Origin of the sequence: Acinetobacter sp. YH12236, assembly GCF_013417645.1 — a bacterium.
Taxonomy (GTDB): domain Bacteria; phylum Pseudomonadota; class Gammaproteobacteria; order Pseudomonadales; family Moraxellaceae; genus Acinetobacter.
The window spans coordinates 1-16607 of sequence record NZ_VPDM01000048.1 but is presented as its reverse complement, the minus strand read 5'-3'; the positions used below and the strand labels follow the sequence as shown (position 1 = coordinate 16607).

The following is a 16607-nucleotide window of genomic DNA, read 5'->3' as shown; positions in this document are numbered from 1 at the left end:
CTCCATTCCTTAACGGTTACCGTCCACAGTTCTACTTCCGTACAACTGACGTAACTGGCGCGATTTCTTTGAAAGAAGGCGTTGAAATGGTTATGCCTGGTGACAACGTAGAAATGTCAGTAGAACTAATTCACCCAATCGCAATGGACCCAGGTCTACGTTTTGCGATCCGTGAGGGTGGTCGTACAGTTGGTGCTGGTGTAGTTGCTAAAGTAACTGCATAATCGCTGATTGTGTGAAAAAAGCGTCCCTTTGGGACGCTTTTTTTATATCTGTAAATTCAACCTACTCATTTTCAAGCATATTTAAATTGTCTAACAATATATTTACAAGCTGTCCTTAAGTGATATTTCACTGACCTTATCTACCCTTATGTGAAAAATTCAACGCAGTAATATAACTATAAGAATTTTAATAATTAGATTTCAGCTCTATATAGAACTGATGGGAGTAAGTGTATGAATGCTCAAGTGAAAATTACCAATCGTGCAGGCGCAAGTTTTCCGGTACGTCGTATGAGTTTTGATTTTGATCAAGTGCCAGAATACTGGATGAATGGTTCAGCAGGACTGACTCACTTTATGACTGCACTCTCTGCATTATTCCCGGCAGGCGAAAAATTCTTTATTGATTCTGTTCGCGCTGTACGTCAGCACCCAGCAATTAAAGACAATGAAGCATTGCAAAAAGAAATTTCTGCCTTTATTGGTCAGGAAGCCATGCATACCCAGGAACATGTTGGCTTTAATGCCTCAGCGCAACGCCATGGCCATGATGTTGATACGCTAGATCATTATACTGACCGAGTCATTCAAACTGCACGCAAAATCTTTGCGGCAGTCGGTAAGCCAGTTGGTATTACCCAGGAAATGGTCGACCTCACTGCGACGACTGCACTAGAACATTTTACTGCGACCATTGCATCTCAGTTACTGACCAATCAGCATATTCAGGAACTGATGAAAGATGACACCATGAAAACCATGTGGCTCTGGCATGCAATTGAAGAGAATGAACATAAGGCCGTGGCCTATGATGTATTCGAAGGTGTTTTCGGTAAAGGTTTAAAATCTTATCTACTGCGTACCACTTCACTGGTTGCAGCGATGGTCACGCTATTCTTTGTACAAAGCTACTTCGTATTGCGTTTATTGAAAGAAGACCGTCAGTTAAGTCTTGGAGCTTTAAAAGAAATCTATACTTATGGTTATAGCCCATCTAAAGGAATTATTACCGGTATGGGTAAAGAAATGCTGATGTACTTTAAACCTGGTTTTCATCCAAATGATCATGACACCCATAGCTTATTACAAAGCTGGAAACAAAAACTGGGCCTTTAATTTAAAACTAGATTAAAAGACTGAAGAGCAACCTAAGTTGCTCTTTTTTTTGCTCGATTTTTTAAATAAAGTTTCTATAATGCGGAGGTTAATTCTAGATAAGATGAACGAAGATGATTCGTTTGATGCAAGCTGCGGATGTACCAGCCGTTGCCAAGATTGAAACCAAAGTACAATCCCATCCCTGGACCTTTAAACAATTTGAAGATGCTGTTACTGCCTATCAAAGCACTGTGATTGAACAAGCAGGGCAAGTCGTAGGGTTCTGCATTTTACAGCCGGTGTTGGATGAAGCCAATTTATTACTGATGGCAATTGATCCTGCGCAACAGGGCAAAGGTTTAGGTTATCAGTTGCTAGATGCCTCAATTGCATTATTGAAAAATAGTCCAGTACAAATCTTTCTGGAAGTACGGGAAAGCAATACTGCTGCAATTAAACTGTATGAAAAAACCGGTTTTCATCAGATTGATCTGCGCAAGAACTATTATCCGAATACGAATGGCACTCGGGAACATGCCATTATTATGGTGAAGTCCTGTACTGATGATTTTGCCAGCCTGTTTAAATAATATTCCAGCTCTTATTTGACGACTAAATTACTTGATGATGGGATTATTCCATCCGCTAGGCAAGGTCGTCATCAAGGAGTTTCCCAGATGTTCAATCTCCACAGGGGTAAGGGTGCGGTTTAATCGGCGCCATTGCCCGTCAATCAATAATTCAAGTGGCAGGTATTGAGACTTGTAGTTCATTTTGGCTGAATGTGGCACCCAGTAGCCCAGATAAACAAACTGTAAGCCAAGTTTTTGAGTGTGCTCAATCTGTTTCAGAATCGCAAAGGCACCAAGGGAACGGCGGTTCTCATCAGGATCAAAGAAAGTATACACCGCTGAAACGCCATCATCGAGCAGGTCACAAGTCGATACACTGATGAGACGGTCATCTTTCCATAATTCCAGAAAGAAACTATCGGTACAGCTTTGCAGTAAAAACTTTTCGAACTGGTCACGGCTAGGTGGATACATATCACCATCTGCATGACGTTCATTAATATAACGTTCATAGAGGGCGTAATGTATATCTGTGGCCTGTTCAGGATGGGTAATTTTAACCGTCAAATCCTGATTACGTTTCCAGGCTTTTTTTTGCGAGCTGTTCATTTGGAATTCATGAACAGGAATACGTGAAGATAAACATTGACGGCACAGGTGGCATTCAGGCCGATAGACAAAATCACCACTACGACGGAAACCGGTACGAGAAAGCTCGGACAGCGTCACTACATCAATACGGTGCGCTGGATCAAGAAAAACCATGCGCGCGGACTTGTTGGGCAGATAGCTACAGTCATGCGGCGGCGTAATATAATACTGTAAATCGTTCAGTAGGGACTGTGGTTGATAAGAGTTCATAACAAGTGCCCTCTGTTATTTTCATTCACTTAATCGCGCAGACTGCGCTATTGTTTTACTTGAAAATACACCGTCTTGATACTTTTTCCAATTGATCGCAGGCTGTTTTATCACATCTTGTAACGATTTAAGATATGTATGGCGAGAAATTGTACAGGCACCTAGACTCATCAAGTGATCATTCACCAATTGACAGTCAATCCAGGGCAGCTGATTTTCTCTGCCAATCAGCATCAGGGCATAGAAAGCCATTTTAGAAACATCGGTCTGGGTGCTAAACATGGATTCACCGAAACAGCCCTTGCCGATAGTCACCCCATAGAGTCCACCTACTAGGCGATCTTCATCCCAAACCTCAATACTATAACCATAACCCGCATTAAACAGGTCGCAATAACCTTGAATGATCTCTTCACTAATCCAGGTCTCATCTGCATAAGCGCGAGGCAATGAGCAGGAACGGATGACTCTTTCAAAAGCATGATTCACCGTAATTTTATAATCCTGTTTTTTCATGCTTCGAAGCAGGGATTTACTTGGATGATAATCTTCTGGCCGAATAATACAGCGTGGTTCCGGACTCCACCAGCAGATCGGATCACCTTCAGAAAACCAGGGGAAGAGACCATGGGTATAGGCCTCATACAAAGTAGAAGGGGAGAGGTCTGCACCGATACAAATCAGGCCTTCACCCTCAAGATCTGCTTCTTCAGGATTGGGGAAAATGTACTGTGAAGGAGGAAGAAGATGCATGCAGAACCCTGATCTTGAAATAGACTGTTTTTATCATACATAAAAAAACCGCCCATGATGGACGGTCTTTTTATTTTCGCTGCTTAGTCTAATTTACCCATGGCATCGAGATATTTTTCTGCATCCAGTGCCGCCATACAGCCTGAACCTGCAGAAGTAATCGCCTGACGGTAGATACTGTCTGCGATATCGCCTGCAGCGAATACACCCGGGATAGAGGTTTGGGTGGCATTCCCTGCGGTACCACTTTGAACCTGAATATAACCATCACGCAGTTCTAGCTGGCCTTCGAACATAGTGCTATTTGGTTTATGACCAATAGCAACAAATAGACCTGATACTTCAACGTCCTGAGTTGAATCATCTTGAGTTGATTTTAAACGTACCGCAGTGACGCCAGTGGTATCACCCAACACTTCTTCTACCTGATGATTCCAGATAATGCTGATTTTGCCTTCTTTTTCTTTTTCAAAAAGATGGTCTTGCAGGATTTTTTCAGAACGCAACGTATCACGACGATGAACTAGGGTCACATGAGAAGCGATGTTAGAGAGATATAACGCTTCTTCAACAGCGGTATTACCACCGCCCACAACCATCACTTTTTGTTCTTTATAGAAGAAACCGTCACAGGTTGCACAAGCGCTCACGCCTTGACCCATAAATGTAGCTTCTGATTCCAGACCCAGGTATTGCGCAGTTGCACCAGTACAAATGATCAGGGCATCACAAGTGAACTCTTCCATATCGCCTTTCAGGACGAATGGACGAACGTTAAGGTCAACTTCATTGATATGATCATAAACAATTTCAGTACCAAAACGTTCTGCATGAGCCTGCATACGTTCCATTAAAGCTGGACCAGTCAGACCTTCAGGATCGCCAGGCCAGTTATCTACTTCAGTCGTTGTGGTTAATTGACCACCCAGTTGCAGACCTGCAATCAGGGTCGGTTTTAAGTTTGCACGCGCTGCATAGACTGCTGCGCTATAGCCAGCAGGGCCAGAACCTAAAATAATCAGTCGTGAGTGACGTGCGCTCATTCGCTGTATCCTTTTTTATTTAGAAATTTATTGAATTATACGTGAAACTGTATAACAGTGGTGTGAGATTAAAGTCGATATTATTGATCATCGAAATCGATTTGGGCTATATAGAAGAAGTACACAATAATGCATCTTTTTTGATGCAACAGGTGCATAATATGCATTTTATTGCGACGCTTTTTTTGAAGCATACCAGCAAAAGAATATTCATGAAGAATTGGTTACAGGACAGTATATGACAGCGGTGTCGAGTGCCTATGCACAGCGCTTAGTAATGACATTATTTTTAGTCTCATTTGGGATTTATCTGTTTCTTGCAACAGTGACCTATACACCATTTGATCCGGGGTGGATGCATATCTCTAGTGATACGCAGACAGTTTCAAATGCCAGTGGGGTTGCAGGGGCCTGGATTTCAGACCTGTTATTTGGTTTTCTCGGTTGGGCAAGCCTGCTGATCCCTGTGTATCTGTTTATGGAAGCAATCCAGGTCTGGTGGCCGCGCAGCTTCCTGAACCGTCCATTCCGCTATGCTGCCCAATTCTTCCTGTTATTGACTACATCGGCGTTGCTGTTCCTGTTCTGGCAAGTTCCAGCCGATACGCTGGATAATTCTTCAGGCGGGATCATTGGCTATGAACTGGGCCAAAGTCTTGAACAATTACTAACTGTCTATGGCGCAGCTTTTTTCTTGCTGGTGCTTTGGGTGGTTCTGTTTACCTTGGCATTTGGTGTGAAATGGAACAAGACCTGGAGCAGTCTCAAGGCAACACCTGCTTATCTGCAAGACCTGTTCTACCGTAATGTGCCAGAAGGTATGTCTGATTTTGACCGTACCGCACCTGTAATTAAAAAAGAAGCGGTAAAAGCAGCTGCCAAAAAAGTGACAGTACCAGTCACTGCCGCACCTGAGCATGATCTGGTAGAAGTCGACCCTGTAGTTCGCGATCATGTCGCTGAACGCCTGTTTGAGGATTTTGCAGATAAAGAATCGCACCAGCCTCACCACTATGAAGAAGATATTTCTGAACCTGTACAGACATCAGCTTCAGAACCTGTTCAGGAACAAGCACCGCGAACAGTAGAGCCGGATCGTGTGGTGGCAACAGGGGAGGTGTGGCGTGCGTTACATTCCAATGAAGACCAGCGTCACAAGCAGGATATCGATGCTTTGCTTAAAGCTGCAGAAGAAGAGCAAGCTGATTTTTCTCCTGATGCATTTGCAGCTGCGTCAACGAATCACAATGCTCATGAAGTGACATCATCATCTACCGCCAAGAATAATCTGGACTGGGATGATGATGAAATTTTTGATGAGTTATTGGCCGCAGTCCCGCAAGGTAAAACCGCAACGGATGTGCATACCCCGTTCAATTCAGCAGCAGCTGAAAAATCCCTCAGAATTGTAGAAGATGCTGGAACAATCAGCTCAACTGCGGCTGCTCCACTTATGGCTGCACATGCGATTAAAAATACCAGCCTGGAAGCGGACTTTGAGGATCTGGACGATTTACTGGTTGAAGCTGATGAACCAAAACCTGCACCTGTACGTGCATCAAGTTATGCCCAATCTTCTGCTTTTGTTCAAGCACCGATTCAGCGTGTAGAGACAGCAGCTCAAACCGCAGCGACCAATGCAGCAGTTCGGGAAGCATTGTCCAAAGAAGAATTTATTGAAGCTTGGCATGAAACTGCCGGTAAGCCTCAGGATGAAGACGAGTTTGACTTCGATGCGCCACTGACCGATGCCGCTGGTCGTCCAATGTCACGAGCCATGCAGGTCGCTGAGCGCCGTAAAGACCTGTCACCATTGCCGGGTCTGGAATTGCTGGATAAAGTCGATCCGAACAAAAAAGTGAATTTCACTGAAGAGCAATTATCCCGTTTATCAGAACTTCTGGAAATCAAGCTTCAGGAATTTAACGTTAAAGCCAAAGTGGTCGAGGCTCAGCCAGGCCCAGTCGTGACCCGTTTTGAACTGGACCTTGCGCCTGGTGTGAAAGCTTCCAAAGTCACTAATATTTCACGTGACTTGGCTCGTTCGATGTCAATGGCTTCAGTACGTGTAGTCGAAGTTATTCCAGGTAAGCCTTATATCGGCATTGAAGTTCCGAACAGTAGCCGTGAAATGGTGCGTTTGATTGAACTGGTACAAATTCCAAAATTCAATGATCCAGATGGCATTTTGTCGATGGCCATGGGTAAGGATATTTCAGGCAATCCGGTGATTACTGAACTGGGTAAAGCACCGCATATGCTGGTAGCAGGGACTACGGGTTCTGGTAAGTCGGTGGCGGTTAACTCGATGATTCTATCGATGCTATTGAAGTACACACCAGACCAGTTACGCCTGATCCTGATCGATCCGAAACAGCTTGAATTGGCCAACTATAACGATATTCCACACCTGTTAACCCCAGTTGTGACCGATATGAAAGATGCAGTCAGTGCCTTGAACTGGTGTGTGAATGAAATGGAACGTCGTTACAAACTGATGTCTTTCCTGAAAATTCGTAAGCTCAGCGACTATAACCGTAAGGTAGAAGAGGCGCTTGCCAATGGTGAAGAGCTATTTGATCCAACCTGGAAAGCGAGTGAATCAGTCGCAGGGGAACGTGCACCGCGCTTAACGCCATTGCCATCGATTGTGATTGTTGCCGATGAGTTCGCGGATATGATCATGCAGGTCGGTAAGAAAGCTGAAGAGATGATTACCCGTCTGGCACAAAAATCCCGTGCTGCCGGTATTCACCTGTTACTGGCAACTCAGCGTCCCTCAGTAGATGTGATCACTGGTCTGATCAAGGCGAATATTCCGACACGTGTCGCACTTCGTGTGAACTCGAAAATCGACTCACGTACCATTCTCGATGCAGGTGGTGCAGAAGATCTGCTCGGTCATGGTGATATGCTGTTCCTTGGCCCGGGTAAAATTGAGCCAGAGCGCGTACACGGTGCCTTTATTGCCGATGATGAAGTGAACCGGATCTGTGATGCATGGCGTGAACGTGGGGCGCCTAACTATGTGGATGAGATCCTGACTCCATTTGATGAAGAACCGTCTAGTCGCGGCTTTGAGGATGGTGGAGATGGTGGATCTGATCGAGATGCGCTGTATGATCAGTGTGTGGCTTTTGTTTTGGAAACCCGCAAAGCATCAACTTCATCTTTGCAGCGTAAGTTCAGTCTGGGTTATAACCGTGCTGCACGGATCATTGACCAGATGGAAGAAAATGGCATTGTCAGCTCAATGGGTGCCAATGGGAAGCGTGAGATCTTGGTTTAAATCCAGAATCTCTAGCGATTAAAAAAGCCTGCTTTAAGCAGGCTTTTTTATGCATTACAACTTATGCAAATTTTTCTAATACTGCGAGGAACTCGGCACTTTGACGCGGATAAGTGGCAATCACGTCATGAATGCGCTGTCCTTCCGGATTGGTGGCGTTAAGATCGCGACCGTCTGCGACAAATTTGGTTAGCAGGCGTTCATAATCAAAAGGGCGCATATGCTTGAATGCATGATAAAGCACATGAAAATCTGCATTGACGCCTGCAGGAGGAAGCTGATTCAGGTAGGCATATACACGCTCATCTGACCATTCTTCGTTAAAGGTCGCTGGTTGAGATAATGCCATCGCAATCTCCTTGATGTAATTCTTCGGCATGAAAAAAGGCAAAATATGAGTTCGCAAGAGGCAAAGTCTTATCATGCACTTTGTCTATTCGAAGTATCACTTCACGTTTTGAGATGAGGTAAAAAAAATACTAATTACTATCAAGTCTACGCGAAGCCAAGCTTCTGGTCTTGCGTCTCAACAAAGCGGCGCTTTGTTGAGGCTCATATTTTGCCTTGAATCAATTTACTTGACTAATCAAAATTCAGATTATCGCTCTTCAGGTAAATTGATATTCATTTCAAGCATTTCAATATTTGCTTCAGAACGTACCTGCATCTGAATGTGCTGTTCATCAACCCCACGGACGTAGCGATTGACCACTTGCATGATTTCTGTCTTCATCTGGTCAATTTTATCCTGACTCAAACGGCGCCCCAAACCCTGTTCAGAAGCAACAATGACTTTCAAACGGTCTTTCGCGGTTTGTGCGCTTGATGGTTTATCCTCGCTACTAAAAAGTTTACTCCAGAATCCAGCCATGTTTACGCTCCAAATAATCGTGCTAACCAGCCCTTAGGTTTTACTTCGATATGACGGTAAGGGCGCTCTTCACCCAGGAAACGTGCTACAAGGTCATCATAAGCCTGACCTGCGGCAGATTCGGTAAAGTGAATCACTGGTTTACCTTCATTCGATGCCTGTAGAACGCTTGGACACTCAGGAATAACCCCTAAGGTTGGAACACGTAAAATATCTTTAGAAATATCGTCAATCGTTAACATTTCCTGTTTATCGGCACGTTCCGGATTGAAACGGGTAATACACAGGTGTTTACGGATGCGACCTTCGTTTTGTTCTACTTTTTTAGTTTTGCTGTCTAGCATGCCAATGATGCGGTCAGAGTCACGTACTGAAGAAATTTCAGGGTTAGTCACAATGATAGCTTCATCTGCATGGTACATGGCTAAAATGGCACCACGTTCAATACCTGCAGGTGAGTCACACACGATATAATCAAATTCCTGTGAAAGCTCATCCATTACACGTTCTACGCCTTCATCAGTTAAAGCATCTTTATCACGTGTTTGTGAAGCAGGTAAAATATATAAATTTTCAATATCTTTATCGCGAATCAGTGCTTGTTGTAATCGTGCTTCGTTATTGAGAACATTTACAAAATCATATACTACACGGCGTTCACAGCCCATAATCAAATCAAGGTTACGCAAGCCTACATCAAAATCGATTACCACAGTTTTGTGGCCACGTAGGGCTAAACCTGTTGCAAAAGATGCACTTGTTGTAGTCTTACCTACGCCACCTTTGCCTGATGTTACGACAACAATTTTCGCCACCGAATCCACTCCTGTTATGGTTCAAATCCCCTATAAAATGGGGTTTTTGGTGTTTATTTATACATTAAAATTGTAGAGCTTCAAATACAAGCTCTTGTTGATCATTCAAGTAAATATGCACGGGTTTTTTCACAACATTCGGTGGAATGTCGTCGGCCACACAGTAAGTACCTGCAATAGAAATCAGTTCGGCCTCCAGCGCATGGCAGAAAATACGCGCTGCAGTATTGCCACCCGCACCTGCAATCACACGGCCACGCGCGCTGCCATAAATATGGATATTGCCTGAAGCAATCACTTCTGAACCACTGTTTATTCCGGCCGTAATAATAATGTCACCCTGATTCTGCACAATGCATTGGCCGGTGCGCAGAATTTCATCGTGATAAGAAGTCACATGCGCGACGATCGGTGCTGCATCAGCTTTTTCATCGTCAGCAGCAGATTCGGATTTGACTTCCATGACCTGTTCTTTGGTCGCCTTAATTTCCTGTAACTGACGGTCTGGTGGCAGAACAGGGAACTGAATCGCACGAGCCTGATCCCCCAGAATCCCTTCAGTCACTGCCATAGGCTGAACTTCGAGATCAATCAGTAACTGGATCAGGGCAATCAGTTCCTGATCGACTGAACTTTCAATCACCGCCAATGTGCCTGGCGGAAAAGCCGCTTGTAATTTTGGTTTCAGTTGCTGGCGGATTGCATCATGATCATTGGTATCGAGGCTAATGCGTAGCGCATTGACCATTCTGCCTTTTATCCGTATGTCAGCCATAATTTTTCCTTAATACTTCTGACTTGCTGTTTTATGTCGAAGCAATGTTGTAAATAGTGCAAATCCTAGAACAAATTTCGTTAATTCTCTAGCGATCCAAGTTATTTTTTTTATACGAATAGAATCAGCTTATCTTAGCCGAGTCTGCAAATGAAAACTCATCTATCTATTGAGCCCTGATTTTGTTCGTGTTCTTCTAAAATCTGTTGCCACTGTTTTACTTTGACCTGTTTTTGAATGGCTTCAAGTGTTTCAAAAACAGCCGATTCGACTAATTTATCAATATGTGGATTATGTTCAATCTGAATCTGGCTAATCTTATCTGAAATCATGGCAAAAGTCGGGTTTTCTTGTGATCCACTATGTGTAAAAGGATCGATCAGGCCTTGAGTGATATTTTCTCCCAGACGTTGACCAATACTCTGGATCTGTCGCTCCAGTCGCCCGCCCACAATGGGAATCAGACGCAGAAGCTGAGTGAGTTCAGGTGTATCTTCAATGGCCTGATTGACGACTTGCCCAACATTTTTTGAAATCATGAAGCGCTGTGCCTGTAATTCCTTGCCCAAAGACTCTTGCAAGATATCTGTCAAAGCAACAGCCAGTAATTTACGGTGATGTTCCACCAAATCATCAATTAATTGTTTATGTGATGTGCTGGTGCTGAGTTCACGTTTAATGCCATCCAGTACCGTCAATACTACACGGCTCGAAAGTTCTTCCATCAGCAGGTTATAGTAGAAATTACCCCGTCTATACCAGCTTGCCGGTATGACTTTGTATCCATGGCTATGCAGGTTGTAGCCAATCGCAACTGCACGTAACAAACGCAGGAAACGTAGCTGTGGGATGATGGATAAAATTTCATACCAGTGCACAAAGGGAAAGAACCACCAGCGGGCATGGTGGCGCATAACAATGGCAATGAACCAGCGAACGATGAGTTCAATAATCAGGAAGGTGGTAAACCATCCCTCGGTAATCATTACCCAGGGACGTAATTCACTTTTATAAAACTGCAAGACATCAGGCAGACGAATGAAGTCAAACAACCAGTGCCCAAAATCGCTCATCAGAATGGCATTGGCACAGAGACAGAACAAATTGATGATGATGACAACCATCATGAAAATGTCATAAATCAGTGCAATTTTCCAGCCCCAGGTGCCTTTGCGAATAAACTTAAATGAGCTGGACACGAGGTCCGGGTTGTCGTTCTTCATAGTCTCTCTGGCAAATGTCAGGCAGAAGCGGAAATCAGGTTCTGCTGCATTTGCTCAATTAATTGGTCTTTTTCAGTCCAGATTTGGTCTACCCATTGCTGGAAACGCGCACGGTAATCTGCATCATCTTCATAATTGCCGCCGAGTACCCAGTCTGGAATGTCAATTTTTCTCAAGTTCACGGCAATACGCGGGACTTCGCCTAACCAGAATTCCCCATAACCTGGCACACCGTCAGGATAAACAATAGTCATATCCACCAGTGCATCAATTTTGTCCCCCAGAATGTTCAGTGCCAGCGCGAGACCGCCCGCCTTAGGCTTCAACAAATGCTTATAAGGCGATTTTTGCTGTTCATGCTTTTCTGGGGTAAAACGTGTACCTTCCAGATAATTCAGCAAGGTAAATGGCTGGCTAACCAGTTGTTCACATGCCTTACGTGCTTCTTCCATATCCCGATATTTCAGGGAAGGGTTTTTGGCAATCTGTTCCTTGCTATGCCTTTTCATCATCGGGAAGCCCAGAATTTTAAAGGCTTGACCTACAAATGGAATAAAAATTAGTTCCCATTTTGTAAAGAAGCGGGTGAGAGGCATACGTGTTAAACCGAAATACTGGTTTACCGTGGTATCCACCCAGCTCTGATGATTACAGGTCATTAAATAACGACCCTGCATATTCAGATCCAGAGATTCGTCAATGCTGATTTGCCATTTGGTATTTTTTAGGACATTGTCAATCAGCCAGTTATTTACGCTTAACCAGCTATTGGTAATCTTGATATTGGTTTCATCAATCTTAGAAGATTTCTTAAAAAGTTTGGTCAGCCCCAAAGCCAGTACAGGTGGCCCATGAAAAAAAGTACTGCCAGTCATGACGGATGTCACCGTGAGGCCACGGGTAAGTTTTTTTAAAGTCGTTTGTTGCTTGCTTTTAGATGACATATAAAAACAGTCCCAGAGAATAATCGTCTAAATTTCATCACATTTTGAACAATATAGAGGGAGTTGAGCGAATAGAAAAGTCCGATCGTTAAACTATGAAGAAACTATGATGAAATTCAGGAAATTGGTTACACATAAACATTATAAAATATTACTAAAAGATTTATTATTAACAAAAATTCAATGGTTATCCCATTATTTTTAAATCATTATCTGACCTAAGATACAAATTACACTACAAAGGAGGCATGCAATGCGTGCACTATTAATTTCAGCAGCTGTAGCAGGGGCAGTAGCACTTACAGGTTGTCAAACTACTGGCAATAACCTGGGTGGTGTTGAGTACGACAAAACAGCTTTGGGTACAGTAATTGGTGCTGCTGCAGGTTATGGTATTTCTAAAAGTAATGCCAATACTAGCCGTCAAAACAACCGTGCAGCTGCAATTGGTGCAGTACTTGGTGGTGCAGCGGGTGTTTACCTTGACAATAAAGAGAAAAAATTACGTCAAGCGACTGCGGGTACTGGTGTAGATGTAAACCGTAATCCAGACGGTTCAATCAACTTGGTAATGCCTGGTGCGATTACATTTGACACTAACAAGTCAAACATCAAACCAAACTTCTATGCAACATTGAATAAAGTTGCCCAAGTTCTGACTGAAGACAGCCAAAGCGGTATCTTGGTAACTGGTTATACAGACAGCACTGGTAATGACTCAATCAACATTCCATTGTCTCAAGCACGTGCACAATCTGTTGCGAACTACCTTGCTGGTCAAGGCGTAGCACGTACTCGTATTAATGCACAAGGTCTTGGTTCAGCGAACCCGATCGCAGACAACTCAACTGCGGCTGGTAAAGAACAAAACCGTCGTGTTGAAATCGCAGTATATGCCGTTCAGTAATCACTGATTTTGCAGAAAAACCACCTTCGGGTGGTTTTTTTATGTCTGAAAGATGACGCAGGAAAATGAATTTTCAATTAGGCATCTGGGCATGAGATGACTATAATCGGAGCCGAATCTAGAAGAGGAAGCCATATGTCACTCGCCAGTCAGTTAAATGACAAGCAACTTGAAGCCATGAAATATACTCAAGGACCCTTGTTAGTACTTGCGGGAGCGGGTTCAGGCAAGACCTCGGTAATTACAAGAAAAATCGCGTACTTGGTCAAGCATTGCGGGATTCCGGCTCACCGGATTACGGCAATGACCTTTACCAACAAGGCGGCACGTGAGATGAAAGAGCGTGTCACCAAATTGCTGACCCGAGAAGAAGCCAAAGGCCTTTCAGTCTCGACCTTCCATACTTTTGGTCTAAATTTATTACGTTTAGAACTCAAACACACACCGCTAAAAAATAATTTCTCGATTCTGGATGCCGATGACTGTAAGCGGATTCTGATGGATCTGATGCATCGCGATAATCTTTCAGGTGCAGAAAGCAAAGAACTGATTGCTAAAGCCATGAAGGTGATTTCGGACTGGAAAAACGATCTGATTCCACCAGAACAGGCTCACACGACTTGTGAAACCCCGGAAGATGTTCAGTTCGCGCATTTATACCAACTTTATGAGCGTAATCTGCGTGCCTATAACGCTGTAGACTTTGATGACCTGATTGTGATGCCAACGCGCCTGCTGCAGGAAAATGCGGAAGTTCGCGATAAATGGCAAAACCGCGTGCGTTATCTGCTGGTGGACGAATATCAGGATACCAACACTGCACAGTATATTTTGGTGAAATTACTGGTCGGGGTCATGGGCCAGTTCACTGCGGTAGGGGATGATGATCAGTCGATTTATGCCTGGCGTGGTGCCAAGCCAGAAAATATGGCACTGTTACAACAGGATTTCCCGAATCTGAAAGTGATCAAGCTGGAACAGAACTATCGTTCCACCAGTCGTATTTTAAAAGCTGCCAATACCGTGATTGGCAACAACCCGCATATCTTTGATAAAAAGCTCTGGTCAGATAAAGGCCATGGTGAAGTGATTCGGGTCATCACTTGTCGTAATGATGATGATGAAGCAGAACGCGTAGTGAAAGACCTGATCACGCATAAGCTGATGAATGGTAAAAACTGGAAAGATTACGCGATTCTGTATCGTGGTAATTTCCAGGCACGTATTCTGGAAACTCAGCTGCGCCAGATGCAGATTCCTTACAAGCTCTCTGGCGGTCAGTCTTTCTTTGCGCGTGCAGAGATTAAGGACATTATGAGTTACCTGCGTCTGATCATTAACCCGGAAGATGACAGCGCTTTCCTGCGGATTATTAACACACCGAAACGTGCCATTGGCCCGGTGACGCTGGAAAAACTCGGTCTGTTTGCCCAGGAAAATAATCTGTCTCTACTGTCAGCGGCAGGCGATCAGCGTTTAACTATGGTCATTCCAAAGAAAGCGACCACACAACTGGCAGAATTTTCAGATTTCATTAATAACTTTACCCGCAACTTGCTGGAAGACGATGAACCTGTACCGATTATCCGTCAGATGATGGTTGAAGCAGGCTATATTGACTATATCAAGGAATCCGCAGCGACGCCGGCACAGGAAAAAACCAAGCTCGATAATATTGAAGTGCTGTATAGCAGTATTCAAAGTCTGATCAATCGTGCAGAAGATGTCGATGAAAAGAATATCGAAAGTGTCATCCGTAAGATGGTGCTTCTCGATATGCTGGAACAGCAGCAGGAAGAAGAAGATACCGATAAGGTTAACCTTCTGACCTTGCATGCATCCAAAGGTCTGGAATTCCCTTATGTCTACTTAATCGGACTGGAAGAAGAAATTCTGCCACATAAGAACTCGATTGCTGCCGAAACAGTCGAGGAAGAACGCCGTCTAATGTACGTGGGGATTACTCGTGCGCGTCAGGGCTTGACTATTACCTTAGCGGAACAGCGTAAGGCGGGTGGACAGATGAAGCAGATGACCCCAAGCCGCTTCCTGGATGAGCTGCCAGAAGATGAACTGGAGTGGTTAGGCCGCAAGAAAAAACTTGCAGGCAATATTGATCCAAAACAGCAGGCTCAGCATTATCTGGATAATTTACGTGCCTTGATTAAACGGTAAAAGTAACAGAACGCTACGATTTTGATTCTTTAAATTTTTTGATATTAAACAACAGGAATAAATACATGAAAGTTCAGGTGAAAGTCCTTGATTCACGTCTAGGTCAGGAATGGCCATTGCCGACTTATGCAACGACTGGCTCAGCAGGACTCGATCTTCGTGCATGTGTCAACGAAACGACTGTGATTGAACCGGGTCAAACAGTTTTAGTAAAAACTGGTTTGGCAATTTATATTGAAGATCCAGCATTTGCTGGTTTGATCTTGCCACGTTCTGGTTTAGGTCATAAACACGGGATCGTTTTAGGTAACCTGGTTGGCTTGATCGATTCAGATTACCAAGGCGAGCTGATGGTTTCTGTATGGAACCGCAGTCAGACGGCATTTAGCCTGGAACCTGGTGAGCGTTTAGCCCAATATGTATTAGTCCCTGTGGTACAGGCCGAATTTGATCTGGTGAATGAGTTTGAAGCAACCGAGCGTGGCGCGGGCGGTTTCGGTCATACTGGTAAAAACTAAAATTAAAGGATGACTTAACTTGGATGTTTTGAGTTAAGTCATCTTTTTTTAGAGTTTTAATCATAAAAACAATAAAAAAATGACAGAGCTATTTAATAAACTTTATTCTTGAATTTTATTTCAATGAAAAATATTTAAATAACCCGAATCCTGCTTAAGCCGATGACTTCATAATTTGAATTGTTGGCTTATTTTTATGGATCAGTTGATATGCACACAAGGACGCGTAAATCCCTCCTAGAAATCCATGAACACTACGTGCTTTGCTTGTCACTAAATTGTACTGACCTTTCAATAAACTGAATAAAGCCTCTATCTTATTGCGCTGTTTTAAGTGATATTTATCTGACTCAGAAAGTTGTATAGCCTGCATATTTTTTCGATGATAGGTAATTAAATCAATACCTTGCTTTTTCAACCTACTCTTCAGTTCTTGACTAATATAGCCACGATCTCCATACAACTTTGCTTCCATCTCTTTAACGAGTCTCTCAACCATTTTGATATCAGCCAAATGTCCATTGGATAAAGCAGAACAA

General features: G+C 43.6%; 16 protein-coding genes and 1 pseudogene. 7 read left to right on the top strand and 10 right to left on the bottom strand.

Going from position 1 to position 16607, the window contains the following annotated elements; translation table 11 throughout:
* The 3 genes and pseudogenes from FTV14_RS14730 to rimI form a co-directional block, all read left to right on the top strand.
* A pseudogene (locus FTV14_RS14730) lies at window positions 1-224 on the top strand (elongation factor Tu); the annotation flags it as partial.
* 234 nt (window positions 225-458) lie between these two features.
* Complete coding sequence (locus FTV14_RS14725) at window positions 459-1340, top strand: metal-dependent hydrolase (protein WP_180054089.1); 882 nt, start codon at window positions 459-461, stop codon at window positions 1338-1340.
* Window positions 1341-1453: 113 nt separating this feature from the next.
* The gene (gene rimI / locus FTV14_RS14720) at window positions 1454-1912 is read left to right on the top strand and encodes a ribosomal protein S18-alanine N-acetyltransferase (RefSeq protein WP_179992881.1); all 459 of its coding nucleotides are present in this window, start codon (window positions 1454-1456) and stop codon (window positions 1910-1912) included.
* Window positions 1913-1939: 27 nt separating this feature from the next.
* On the opposite strand, the gene FTV14_RS14715 is transcribed toward rimI, so the two are convergent.
* The 3 genes from FTV14_RS14715 to trxB form a co-directional block, all read right to left on the bottom strand.
* Window positions 1940-2755 carry an arginyltransferase gene (locus FTV14_RS14715; protein ID WP_005234302.1) on the bottom strand — a complete coding sequence of 272 codons (816 nt, stop codon included), beginning with the start codon at window positions 2753-2755 and terminating at the stop codon, window positions 1940-1942.
* A 21-nt stretch (window positions 2756-2776) separates the two neighbouring features.
* Window positions 2777-3508 (bottom strand): leucyl/phenylalanyl-tRNA--protein transferase, encoded by a 732-nt coding sequence (gene aat, locus FTV14_RS14710; protein WP_034704429.1) that lies wholly within the window; start codon window positions 3506-3508, stop codon window positions 2777-2779.
* Between the two features lie 83 nt (window positions 3509-3591).
* The gene (gene trxB, locus FTV14_RS14705; protein WP_180011373.1) at window positions 3592-4551 is read right to left on the bottom strand and encodes a thioredoxin-disulfide reductase; all 960 of its coding nucleotides are present in this window, start codon (window positions 4549-4551) and stop codon (window positions 3592-3594) included.
* A gap of 238 nt (window positions 4552-4789) precedes the next feature.
* Between trxB and FTV14_RS14700 the strand changes: the two genes are divergently transcribed.
* A complete protein-coding gene (locus FTV14_RS14700) occupies window positions 4790-7840 on the top strand; it encodes a DNA translocase FtsK (RefSeq protein WP_180011375.1) in 3051 nt (1016 codons plus the stop codon).
* Window positions 7841-7901: 61 nt separating this feature from the next.
* Here the strand turns inward: FTV14_RS14700 and FTV14_RS14695 are convergent, their stop codons facing one another.
* The 6 genes from FTV14_RS14695 to FTV14_RS14670 form a co-directional block, all read right to left on the bottom strand.
* Window positions 7902-8189 (bottom strand): PA4642 family protein, encoded by a 288-nt coding sequence (locus tag FTV14_RS14695; RefSeq protein ID WP_004783267.1) that lies wholly within the window; start codon window positions 8187-8189, stop codon window positions 7902-7904.
* Between the two features lie 249 nt (window positions 8190-8438).
* A complete protein-coding gene (minE, locus tag FTV14_RS14690; RefSeq protein ID WP_004783265.1) occupies window positions 8439-8711 on the bottom strand; it encodes a cell division topological specificity factor MinE in 273 nt (90 codons plus the stop codon).
* A 2-nt stretch (window positions 8712-8713) separates the two neighbouring features.
* Window positions 8714-9526, bottom strand: a complete 813-nt coding sequence (gene minD / locus FTV14_RS14685; protein WP_166137968.1) for a septum site-determining protein MinD — start codon at window positions 9524-9526, stop codon at window positions 8714-8716.
* Between the two features lie 64 nt (window positions 9527-9590).
* Window positions 9591-10301: a septum site-determining protein MinC gene (gene minC / locus FTV14_RS14680; protein ID WP_180002419.1), complete on the bottom strand. Its 711-nt coding sequence runs from the start codon at window positions 10299-10301 to the stop codon at window positions 9591-9593.
* Window positions 10302-10459: 158 nt separating this feature from the next.
* Complete coding sequence (locus tag FTV14_RS14675) at window positions 10460-11524, bottom strand: preprotein translocase subunit SecA (RefSeq protein ID WP_180017039.1); 1065 nt, start codon at window positions 11522-11524, stop codon at window positions 10460-10462.
* Window positions 11525-11541: 17 nt separating this feature from the next.
* The gene (locus tag FTV14_RS14670; RefSeq protein WP_180054088.1) at window positions 11542-12468 is read right to left on the bottom strand and encodes an acyltransferase; all 927 of its coding nucleotides are present in this window, start codon (window positions 12466-12468) and stop codon (window positions 11542-11544) included.
* Window positions 12469-12721: 253 nt separating this feature from the next.
* Between FTV14_RS14670 and FTV14_RS14665 the strand changes: the two genes are divergently transcribed.
* The 3 genes from FTV14_RS14665 (at window position 12722) to dut (ending at window position 16068) form a co-directional block, all read left to right on the top strand.
* Window positions 12722-13375, top strand: coding sequence for an OmpA family protein (locus FTV14_RS14665; protein ID WP_159124472.1), 654 nt, complete (start codon window positions 12722-12724; stop codon window positions 13373-13375).
* A gap of 135 nt (window positions 13376-13510) precedes the next feature.
* Window positions 13511-15550, top strand: coding sequence for a UvrD-helicase domain-containing protein (locus FTV14_RS14660; RefSeq protein WP_180011379.1), 2040 nt, complete (start codon window positions 13511-13513; stop codon window positions 15548-15550).
* Window positions 15551-15615: 65 nt separating this feature from the next.
* A complete protein-coding gene (gene dut / locus FTV14_RS14655) occupies window positions 15616-16068 on the top strand; it encodes a dUTP diphosphatase (RefSeq protein ID WP_004783254.1) in 453 nt (150 codons plus the stop codon).
* Window positions 16069-16222: 154 nt separating this feature from the next.
* On the opposite strand, the gene FTV14_RS14650 is transcribed toward dut, so the two are convergent.
* Window positions 16223-16607 (bottom strand): transposase (locus FTV14_RS14650; protein ID WP_180054087.1); only part of this gene is annotated, 385 nt, incomplete at its 5' end.